The 9970-nt window shown below is 72.5% G+C and carries 9 protein-coding genes; 4 read left to right on the top strand and 5 right to left on the bottom strand.

The window, feature by feature from the left end; translation table 11 throughout:
- Positions 1-229: 229 nt before the first annotated feature.
- The 4 genes from N4P33_RS27805 (at position 230) to N4P33_RS27790 (ending at position 5796) form a co-directional block, all read left to right on the top strand.
- Positions 230-1135, top strand: a complete 906-nt coding sequence (locus N4P33_RS27805; protein ID WP_260829564.1) for an ATP-binding cassette domain-containing protein — start codon at positions 230-232, stop codon at positions 1133-1135.
- Entirely contained in the window at positions 1107-3191 is a 2085-nt protein-coding gene (locus N4P33_RS27800; protein WP_260829563.1) for a YhgE/Pip domain-containing protein, read from the top strand. The genes N4P33_RS27805 and N4P33_RS27800 overlap by 29 nt, the downstream gene beginning before the upstream one ends.
- 59 nt (positions 3192-3250) lie before the next feature.
- Positions 3251-3880, top strand: coding sequence for a TetR/AcrR family transcriptional regulator (locus N4P33_RS27795; protein WP_260829562.1), 630 nt, complete (start codon positions 3251-3253; stop codon positions 3878-3880).
- Between the two features lie 422 nt (positions 3881-4302).
- Positions 4303-5796 (top strand): NAD(P)/FAD-dependent oxidoreductase, encoded by a 1494-nt coding sequence (locus N4P33_RS27790; RefSeq protein ID WP_260829561.1) that lies wholly within the window; start codon positions 4303-4305, stop codon positions 5794-5796.
- Positions 5797-5821: 25 nt separating this feature from the next.
- Here N4P33_RS27790 and N4P33_RS27785 read toward each other — a convergent pair whose 3' ends face one another.
- The 5 genes from N4P33_RS27785 to N4P33_RS27765 all read right to left on the bottom strand — a co-directional run.
- Positions 5822-6751, bottom strand: coding sequence for a hypothetical protein (locus N4P33_RS27785; protein ID WP_260829560.1), 930 nt, complete (start codon positions 6749-6751; stop codon positions 5822-5824).
- A gap of 56 nt (positions 6752-6807) precedes the next feature.
- On the bottom strand, positions 6808-7731 hold the full coding sequence (gene metF, locus N4P33_RS27780; RefSeq protein WP_260829558.1) for a methylenetetrahydrofolate reductase [NAD(P)H]: 924 nt from the start codon (positions 7729-7731) through the stop codon (positions 6808-6810).
- Between the two features lie 132 nt (positions 7732-7863).
- Positions 7864-8538 (bottom strand): thiamine phosphate synthase, encoded by a 675-nt coding sequence (thiE, locus tag N4P33_RS27775; protein ID WP_260829557.1) that lies wholly within the window; start codon positions 8536-8538, stop codon positions 7864-7866.
- 311 nt (positions 8539-8849) lie between these two features.
- The gene (locus tag N4P33_RS27770) at positions 8850-9215 is read right to left on the bottom strand and encodes an Rv2175c family DNA-binding protein (protein ID WP_260829556.1); all 366 of its coding nucleotides are present in this window, start codon (positions 9213-9215) and stop codon (positions 8850-8852) included.
- Positions 9216-9294: 79 nt separating this feature from the next.
- Positions 9295-9970, bottom strand: a 676-nt coding sequence (locus N4P33_RS27765; protein ID WP_260829555.1) for an FAD-dependent oxidoreductase, incomplete at its 5' end; no start/stop codon positions are given.

Genomic DNA, 9970 nt, shown 5'->3' with positions numbered 1-9970 from the left:
GCGGCGCCGGCGGGCGGCTGCTGCGGACGAGTGGGCCATGACGAACCTCCTGTCGTCTTCGTGACGGCACGCCCTGCTACGAGGTGCCGTATGCCCCCATCGTGAGGTATGGCACTGACAATCCGTTCTGACCTGCGGTTTTGCTTCGATCGACAGTTCGGGCTAACTTTTGCACTGACCAGTCAGTTCAAAAGAAGGGCTCTTCGGGAGCCTTTGAAGTGGGGGACGCATGGGGGGCGTTGTGGACGGACCGCCCGGACTCGCCGTCTCGGCCCGGGACTTCGGGCTCGCGGGACCGCGGGGCTGGGCGTTCCGCGGGGTCACCGTCGAGGCGGAGCCCGGCTCGCTGATCGCCGTCGAGGGGCCGTCCGGTTCCGGCCGCACCTGTCTGCTGCTGGCGCTCACCGGGCGGATGAAGCCGACGGAGGGGACGGCGGCGGTCGGCGGGTTCGAGCTGCCGAAGCGGATGGCCGCCGTGCGCCGGGTCAGCGCGCTCGCGCATGTCACGGGCGTGACCGACCTCGACCCGGCGCTGACCGTCGGCGAGCACCTGCGCGAACGGGCACTGCTGCAACGCCGGTTCACCTCGCTGCGGGGGCTGCTGCGTCCGCGCGGGGAGCGGGCGGCCGAGACGCGGAGGGGTATCGAGGCCGCGCTCACCGCCGCCGGGCTGGACGTCGAGACCCTGCCCAAGGGCCCGCGGACCGCCGTACGGGATCTGGAGCGCCTGGAGGCGCTGCGGCTGTCGCTCGCGCTGGCCCTGATCGGGCGTCCGCGGCTGCTCGGCGTGGACGACGCGGACCTGAAGCTGTCACCGGCCGAACGGTCGGAGCTGTGGGCCCAGTTGCGGTCGCTCACGGACAGCGGGGTCACGGTGATGGCGGTGTGCAGCGAGGCACCTGAGGACGCGGTGGTCGTGCGCACGGGGCCTGGTACGAGCCCGGGGGCGGACGCGGCGACCGACGCGAACCCGGAAGCCGACGCAGGCCCGGAAGCCGAGAGCAGCGACCAAGCGAACCCGGGGACCGACCCGGAAGCCGACGCGAGCCCGGAAGCCGACGCGAGCCCCGAAACCGACAGCCACGACGACGCGAAGGAGGCGGCCGATGCGCTCGCCGAAACTGGCCGCTCTTGAGCTCCGGCGCTTCGGCCGGGGCAAGCTGCCGCGTGCCGCGCTGGTCGCGCTGCTGGTGCTGCCCCTGCTCTACGGCGCCCTGTACCTGTGGTCGTTCTGGGACCCGTACGACCGTCTCGACCGCATCCCCGTCGCGCTCGTCAACGACGACAAGGGGGCCACGGCGGACGGGAAGAGGATCACCGCGGGCGACGACATCGCCGAGGGGCTGCGCGACAGCGACACCTTCGACTGGCGAGAGGTGAGCGCCGAGGAGGCGCGCAGGGGCGTCGAGGACGGCACCTACTACCTGTCGCTGACCATGCCGCGCGACTTCAGCCACCGGATCGCGTCCAGTTCGGGCGACTCCCCCGAGACCGGCGCGCTCCAGGTGCGGACGAACGACGCCAACAACTACATCGTCGGGCAGATCTCCCGCACGGTGTTCGGCGAGGTGCGCCGGGCCGCGTCCACGAAGACCTCGCGTTCCTTCCTGGACAAGATCTTCGTCTCGTTCTCCGACATCCACGGCAAGACCGTGGAGGCGGCCGAGGGAGCCGACAAGCTGAGCGGCGGCATCGGCAAGGCGGAGAAGGGCTCGAAGAGGCTCGCCGACAAGCTGGGGACCGCCGAGCAGGGCAGCGGCAAGCTCGCCAAGGGCCTCAAGGACCTGCACAAGGGGGCGGGTTCGCTCAAGGACGGCTCCCGCAAGGTCGCGGACGGCACACAGACCCTCGCCGACAAGGTGAACGCGGTCGACGCCAAGGTGGGCCCGTTCCTCAAGGGCAACGAGAAGGCCATCGGCGACACGGCCCGCTTCGTCGCCGACGCCTCCGGCAAGCTCCGCGACGACCTCGACGCCCTGGAGAAGCGCGCCCCGGCGGCCGCGAAGGACGCCCGCGAGGCGTCCGGCACGATGGACCAGGTCTACAAGGAGCGCTGCGAGGACGCCGCCCTGACCGACCCCGCCTGCGCCGACCTGAAGAAGGCCAGGGACGCCGTGGCCGCCGCGGCGACGGCAGCCGAGGACGCGAGCGCGCTGGTCACCGACCATCGCGGCGACCTGAAGAAGCTCGACACCCACCTCGGCACCCTCGAGAAGCAGGCCGACGCGCTCGCCGACCGCGCGCCGCATCTGTCGGAGGACCTCGACGACGCAGTCACCCGGATCAACCAGCTGAACAACGGCGCCGGAAAGGTCGCCGCCGGTCTGAAGAAGCTGCACTCCGGGCTCGGCACGGCCAAGACGGGCGCCGTCGACCTGGACGAGGGCGTCGGCGATCTGCGGGCCGGCGCCCAGGATCTGAACGGCGGCATCTACAAGCTCGTCGACGGCTCCGGCAAGCTGGCCGGCGGGCTGCACGACGGCGCCGAGCGGATCCCCGACTACGACAAGCAGGACCGCGACCGGCGCACCGAGGTGATGGCCGACCCCGTCCAGCTGGTCACCCGCGATCTGCACAAGGCGCCCAACTACGGCACCGGATTCGCCCCGTACTTCATCCCGCTGTCGCTGTGGGTGGGCGCGATGGTCGCGTACATGGTGATCGCGCCGATGAACCGGCGGGCCCTGGTCGCGGGCGCCTCGGCCCGGCGGATCGCGCTGGCGGGCTGGCTGCCGGTGGTGACGATCGGGGTGCTGCAGACGGTGGCCCTGATGTCGGTGCTGCACTGGGCGGTCGGGCTGCAGATGGCCAGGGCCGCCGGGACGGTGGGCTTCCTGTTCCTGGTGACGGCGTGCTTCGCGGCGATCGTGCAGTGGCTGAACGCCCGCTTCGGGGCGGCCGGACGCATCCTCGTGCTGGCGGTGCTGATGCTGCAGCTGACCTCGGCGGGCGGCACGTACCCCGTGCAGACCAGCCCCGGCTTCTTCAACGCGCTGCACCCCTTCCTGCCGATGAGTTATGTGGTGGAGGCGCTCCGGAGGCTGATCACGGGCGGCGGTCTCGGACCGGTGTGGCAGGCGTGCGCCGTGTTGACGGCGTTCACCCTGGGCGCGCTGGCGCTGACCGCGCTGTCGGCCCGGCGTCGTCAGGTGTGGACGCTGGACCGGCTGCACCCGGAGCTGACCCTGTGAGCGGGCGGACGGCCGGGCCCGTACGCGGGCGGAAGGGAGGTGCTGTGAGAATCGGGACCATGGACAGCAGCAGCACCACGCCGGGCGGCAGCGCCCGCCGCGAGGCCACCCGGCAGAAGCTCTACGAGGCGGCCGTCACCCTCATCGCCGAGCAGGGTTTCTCCGCCACCACCGTCGACGAGATCGCCGAACGGGCGGGCGTGGCGAAGGGCACGGTCTACTACAACTTCGCGAGCAAGTCGGTCCTCTTCGAGGAGCTGCTGCGGCACGGCGTGGGCCTGCTGACCGCCTCGCTGAAGGAGGCGGCGGAGAAGACGGCCGCTCAGGGCGGCAGCAAGGTCGACGCCCTGGACGCGATGATCCGCGCGGGGCTGGTCTTCATCGACCGCTACCCGGCCTTCACCCAGCTGTACGTGGCCGAGCTGTGGCGCACCAACCGGGCCTGGCAGTCCACGCTGATGGTGGTGCGCCAGCAGGCCGTGGCGGTGGTCGAGGGTGTGCTGCGCGAGGGCGTGGAGAACGGCGAGTTCAGCGAGGAGATCGACGTCCAGCTGACGGCGGCCGCTCTCGTCGGCATGGTGCTGGTGGCCGCGCTGGACTGGAAGTCCTTCCAGCCGGAGCGGTCCCTGGACGATGTGCACGCGGCGCTGTCCCGGCTGCTCCAGGGGCGCGTGAGCGGCAGCCGCTGAACCTGCGCGGAGAAACGAAAGCGCCGGCCCGGGGTGGCCGCGTCCCCCGCGGGCCACCGTCGGACCGGCGCCTTCCTTGCTCCCCCGTACGTCCCCCCGCAGGACCCCCGTTGCGGTCGTCCCCCGGGTTCCCCCGTGCCTCGCTCCCGCCGGTCTCGGCCGGCGGAAGGAGCGGATCGCGGGCCGGGCCGTTCCGGCGCCCCGTGTCGCCGGTTCCGGGTCCCGTGCCCCTCTCCGTGGTCTCCACTCTCTCGTCTGCGCAGGTCGCGGCCCATCCGCGTGCGTACTCATCTCGCCGCCTAGGTACGGATACTCACGGCTGGGCATCCGCGCCCACGACCGCGCGGCACCGGCTGGTCACCGGCACGTGGGCGCCGGTACTCGGGTCCGGGCTGTCAGCGGCGGCGGATAAAGTCCCTGGCATGGCACGGATTGCGGTGATCGGCGCCGGGATGGGCGCGATGGCGGCCGCCGCCCGGCTGGCCGTCGCGGGCCACCGGGTGACGGTGTACGAGCGGACGGAGACGTACGGCGGCGCGGTGCGCCGTTTCGAGCGGGAGGGGTTCGGCTTCGACACGGGCCCCGGCCTGTTCACGCTGCCCGCGGTCTACCGCGATCTGTTCCTGAAGACCGGCAGAGAGCCGCTGGAGGAGTGCGTCGAGCTGGTCCAGGTCGACCCGTCCTCGCACCATGTGTTCGCGGACGGTACGCGCGTGTCGCTGCCGGACTCCTCCCGCGCGGGAGTCGTCGCCGCCCTGGACGAGGCGCTCGGCGTCCGGGCGGGGCAGCGCTGGGGCGACTTCCTGGTCCGCGCCCGCGAGGCCTGGGACCGTACGCGCCGGCCGCTGCTGGAGGAGCCGCTGTGGCCGAACTGGCAGGTGCTGGCCGAGCGCGAGCCCTACCCGGCGGTCCCGCACAAGAGGCTGCTGCGCACGCGCGTGGCGAGCACCCTCGCCGAGGTCGGCGCGTGGGAGCTGCGCGATCCCCGGCTGATCGCGCTGCTGGAGAGCCATGCGCTCGCGTACGGCCTCGATCCGCGTGCGACCCCGGCGAGCGCGGCGATCCTGCCGTACATGGAGCACGCGTTCGGCACGTGGTACGTGCGCGGCGGCATGCGGGAGCTGGCCCGCGCGGTGTACGAGCGGTGTCTGGCGCGGCGGGTCGAGTTCGTCTTCGGCGCCGAGGTCGCGCGGGTGCTGGAGAAGGACGGCCGGGCGGCCGGCGTGGAGCTGGCCGACGGGACCGTGACCGAGGCGGACTTCGTGGTGGCCGGCGTGGCACCCGGGGCGCTGGACCGGATGACCCGTGGCACGCGGGTGCGCGGTGAGGACGAGGTGCCGCCGCAGCGGGCCGGGGCGAGCCGGCTGACCGTGCTGCTGGCGCTGCGCGGAGGACGCCCGGAGGGGACAGCCCACCGCACGGTGGTGCACGCGCAGGACCGGGACGCCGAGCTCGACGCGCTGTCCGGCTCCCCTGCCGGGTGGCCCGCCCGCCCCACGGTCACGGTGCTGCGGCCGGACGATCCGGCGCTGGTACCGGACGCCGGGCACGAGTCGGTGACGCTGACGTCGGTGGTCCCGGCGGACGGCGAGACCCCGGACGCGTACGCGGAGACGCTGATCACCACCGCCGAACGCGCGATACCGGACCTGCGCGACCGTCTGCTGTGGCACGAGGTGCGCACCCCCGCCGACATCGCGCGCGAGACCGGCGCAGAGACCGGAGCGGTGCCGCCCCCGGCCCTGGCCGCGGCGGGCGGACGACGCCTGCACCCCGCCAACAGCACCCGGACTCCGGGGCTGTTCACGGTCGGCGGCTGGTCGCACCCCGGTGGCGGGCTGCCGCATGCCGGGATGTCGGGGGCGCTGGTCGCCGGGCTGATCGTGGAGGGGCCGGACTTCCGCGGCTCGCAGTGAGCGCCGCCGGGCGCCCCTCGGCGGGTCAGAAGCGGTACTGCTCGTCGTAGCCGTTCGCCGGCGGCTGCTGGCCGTCGCCCTGGTACGGGTACGCCTGCTCCGGCGGGAGTTCACCGCCGTACGGGTCGTCGGTGCTGCGCTGCTGCGGGACCCACAGGCCGCCGGCCGGGGTCTCGCCGCCGTAGGTGCCGGTGTACTGGTCCTGGCCGTAGGCCTGCTGCTGGCCGTACTGCTGCGGGTCGGCGTAGCCGGTGTCGTACCCGGTCCCGCCGTAGGTGGGGGTGCCGATGTACGGGTCGGAGTAGGCGGCGTACTGCTGCTGGCCGGTGTCGTAGCCCTGCTGGCCGTAGCCGGAGTAGTCGTAGGAGGCGTAGCCCTGGTCGGCGCTCTGGGTGGCGGCGGCGTACTGGTCCTGGGTCTGCGTGCCGTACCCGGTGTCGTAGATGCCGTACGAGCCGGTGTCGTCCGGCATGGGCTGGGGGGCGTAGACGGCGGTGGTCTCGGCGGCCGTCTGCCGGTCGGAGCGGCCGGGGGTGAAGACGTCGTCGCGGTCGTAGTCGTCGTCCGCGCCGTAGGAGGCCCGGTCGCGGTGAGATCCGGTGTCCTCGCCGTAGGCGTCGCCGGTCGCCTCGAGGTCGGAGACCTCGAGGGTCGGCTCCTCGCGCCCGCGGTCGCGGCGGCCGGTGGCGGCGGCCAGCATCGGGGCGTTGACCGCCCAGCCGGCGGCGAAGCCGCGGCGGAACGACAGCGTGACGTAGGTCTGCCCGATCGCGAAGGCGGCCGCGCCGAGACCGATGACGACGACGGACGGGATCAGCACCCCGACCACGACGCCGAGGAAGCCGACGAAGGCGAGCAGCCGCCAGCGCAGGCGTGCCTTGTACTGCAGCAGCACCTCGCCGAGCAGCCACAGCGCGACGATGCCGAACGCGATATAGAGGACCGTCCAGCCCATGTACGCCCCTCTCCCAGTGGCCGCTACGCAGTGTGTCGTACGTCGGTGCGACCGGTCTAGGCCTGCGGTGGGTGGTGCAGGCCCAGATTCTCGTAGATTTCCAGCGTCGCCGTGGAGTTGTTCAGCGTGATGAAGTGCAGTCCTGGCACTCCCTCGGCCAGCAGCCGGGCACAGAACTCCGTGGCGAACTCGATCCCGATCGAGCGTACAGCGGCCGGATCGTCTTTGGCTGTGAGGATCCGCTCTTTCAGGCTGTCCGGGAAGGACGCGTTGGTGAGGGACGGGATCCGCTCCAGCGTCTTCACACTGGCGATGGGCATGACCTCGGGAATGATCGGGGTCTCGCAGCCGGCCGCGGCGACCCGGTCGCGCAGCCGCAGATAGTCCTCCGGCTGGAAGAACATCTGGGTGATCGCGTAGTCCGCGCCCGCCCGGCACTTGTCGACGAAGTGGCGGACGTCGGTGTCCCAGTCCGTGGAACGCGGGTGCATCGCGGGGAAGGCGGCGACGCCCACGCAGAAGTCACCGGACGCCTTGATCAGCTCGACGAGCTCGGCGGCGTAGGTGAGGCCCTGGGGGTGCGGCACCCAGTCGCCCATCGGGTCGCCGGGCGGGTCGCCGCGCAGCGCGAGCATGTTGCGGATCCCGGCGTCGGCGTACTGGCCGATGATGTTGCGCAGGTCGGCGACGGAGTGGTCGACCGCGGTGAGGTGGGCGATCGGGGTGAGCGTGGTGTCCGAGGCGATCGCCTCCGTCGCCTTGACCGTGCCGGCGCGGGTGGAACCGCCCGCGCCGTAGGTCACGGAGACGAAGTCGGGAGCCACGGCCTCGACCCGGCGCAGCGCGTTCCACAGGTTCCGCTCGCCCTTCGGGGTCTTGGGGGCGTAGAACTCGAAGGAATAGGTGGTCTTTCCTGTCGCGAGCATGTCGCGCACGGTTCGCGCGTGGTCCGACCTGATGGATGCGGTGCCGAGGGCCATACGGGCAGGTTAGCCAGGGGTGGGCGGTCCCCCAACCGGATGCGGTCGAATTGTCTCTATTGTCGTCTTGTTGTCCACCCCTTGGACAGACTTGAGACGAGGACGCGTTCTCAGGGCGTCGGACGTGCGGTCTCAGTGGTCCGCTGCCTGGCGGACGCGGTGGGCGAGCTCGGCTGCCGCGGCGCCCGGGTCGTCCGCCTCGGTGAGGGCGCGGACGACGACGATCCGGCGGGCGCCGGCCTCCAGGACCTGGTCGACGTTGCCGAGGTCGATGCCGCCGATGGCGAACCAGGGGCGGTCGGTGCGCAGCGCGGCGGTGTGGCGGACCAGGTCGAGGCCGGGGGCGTGCCGGCCTGGCTTGGTGGGAGTGGGCCAGCAGGGGCCGGTGCAGAAGTAGTCGACGCCTTGCTGGGTGGCGGCGGCGGTGGCCTCGGACTCGGAGTGGGTGGAGCGGCCGATGAGGACGTCGTCGCCGAGGATCGCTCGGGCGGCGGGGACGGGGAGGTCGCCCTGGCCGAGGTGGAGGACGTCGGCGTCGGCGGCGTGGGCGATGTCGGCGCGGTCGTTGACGGCGAGGAGCTTGCCGTGGCGGGCGCAGGCTTCGGCGAAGACGGTGAGGTGGTCCAGTTCCTCGGCGGCTTCCATGGTCTTGTCGCGGAGCTGCACGATGTCGACGCCGGAGGCGAGGACGGTGTCCAGGAACTGGGGAAGGTCGCCCTGTTTCTTGCGGGCGTCGGTGCAGAGATAGAGGCGGGCGTCGGCGAGCTGGGCGCGAGCGTTGGTGACGTGGGCGTCGGCGTCGGGCATGCGGAGGTCCCCCAGGTGTCGAGGTCAGGGTCGCGAATGGACCCTATGCCAGGTGCGGCCCGGTGCTGAGGCTGGCCGAGGGTGGGTATCGCTCACCCGCGCCTGCGGGGTGCCTCCCCCATCGCCCCAGCGGCACGACTGCCCGCAGCTACGGCGGCGACGAGGCAGCGCACGTGACTGCGCCCACCTAGGGGCGCGGGGAACTGCGCGACCAGCCCCCACCCACCCGCAGACGACCACGACGCCCGCAGCCACGCACGTGCCCCGACGCCCTCGGTCGCAAGGGCGCCGGGAGTTGGTCGGCGGGTGGGTCAGACCGCGAGGGCCTGGGCGCGGCGTTTTACCTCCGTGCCGCGGTTTTCGCTCAGGGCCTGCGCGGGGGTGCCCGGCAGGGACGGGTCGGGGGTGAAGAGCCACTCCAGCATCTCTTCGACCGTGAAGCCGTCGTCCCGCAGGAGCGTCAGGGTGCCGGAGAGGCCCTTGACGACCTTGTCCCCGTCGATGAAGGCGGCGGGGACGTGCAGCGCGCGGTTCTCACCCCGGCGCACGGCGATGAGCTGGCCCTCCTTGACCAGCTGCCGGACACGCGTCACCTCGACGCCGAGCTTCTCGGCGATGTCGGGAAGGGTGAGCCAGGCGGGGACGAGAGCATCGATCTTTGCGTCAATCTCGGTCACGGGACAAGCCTGCCACCTGCCACTGACAGTCGGAAGTCAGCCCCACCCACCTGCGCGAACGCGTCCCTCCGAGCAGGTGTCACACCGCCGCCGACTTCAGGGGGCGAGCCGCGTCCGCGAGGAGGCCCGCGTCCATCGCCGCGCCCGCCTCGATCAGCCGGCGCCCCTGCGCCAGATCCCGCGGCCGGCCCACGGCCAGCAGCGCCACCAGGCGGGACTCCCGCAGCCAGCACACCGTCCACGCCGGACCGGACGGGTCGCCGCGCCACACGATCCGGTCGGCGTCCGCGTGGTGACCGGCGTACTGCACGAAGCGCCCGAACTGCTCGGACCAGAAGTACGGCACCGGGTCGTACACCGCCGGCGGCTCACCCGTGGCCGCGCCGAGGATGTTCACGGCGACCGTGCGGGGCCCCTGGAGGGCGTTGTCCCAGTGGTGGACGAGCAGCCGCTCGCCGTAGCGCCCCGAGGGGAAGGACGCGCAGTCGCCGACCGCGTACACGTCCGGTACGGAGGTCATCAGATGGCGGTCGGCGACGACCTCGCCGTACTCCCCGAGCGTGACGCCCGACCCGGCCAGCCAGGCCGTGGCCGGACGGGCGCCGATGCCGACCACCACCGCGCCCGCGGGCAGCCGTGTGCCGTCGTCCAGCAGCACCGCGCCCGGCTCGACGCGCTCCACGCGCGCGTGTGTGCGCAGTCCGATCCCCGCGTCGGCGTACCAGGCGGTCATCGGCGCGGCCACCTCCGCGGGC

This window comes from Streptomyces sp. 15-116A (genome assembly GCF_025290915.1).
Classification (GTDB): Bacteria; Actinomycetota; Actinomycetes; order Streptomycetales; family Streptomycetaceae; genus Streptomyces.
This window is presented reverse-complemented; position numbering and strand designations above follow the sequence as displayed.

Excerpts from the sequence above, each read along its gene's own strand:
- N4P33_RS27805 (WP_260829564.1), top strand. The coding sequence starts at position 230 with ATGGGGGGCGTTGTGGACGGACCGCCCGGACTCGCCGTCTCGGCCCGG.
- N4P33_RS27800 (WP_260829563.1), top strand. The coding sequence starts at position 1,107 with ATGCGCTCGCCGAAACTGGCCGCTCTTGAGCTCCGGCGCTTCGGCCGG.
- N4P33_RS27795 (WP_260829562.1), top strand. The coding sequence starts at position 3,251 with ATGGACAGCAGCAGCACCACGCCGGGCGGCAGCGCCCGCCGCGAGGCC.
- N4P33_RS27790 (WP_260829561.1), top strand. The coding sequence starts at position 4,303 with ATGGCACGGATTGCGGTGATCGGCGCCGGGATGGGCGCGATGGCGGCC.
- N4P33_RS27785 (WP_260829560.1), bottom strand. The coding sequence starts at position 6,751 with ATGGGCTGGACGGTCCTCTATATCGCGTTCGGCATCGTCGCGCTGTGG.
- metF (WP_260829558.1), bottom strand. The coding sequence starts at position 7,731 with ATGGCCCTCGGCACCGCATCCATCAGGTCGGACCACGCGCGAACCGTG.
- thiE (WP_260829557.1), bottom strand. The coding sequence starts at position 8,538 with ATGCCCGACGCCGACGCCCACGTCACCAACGCTCGCGCCCAGCTCGCC.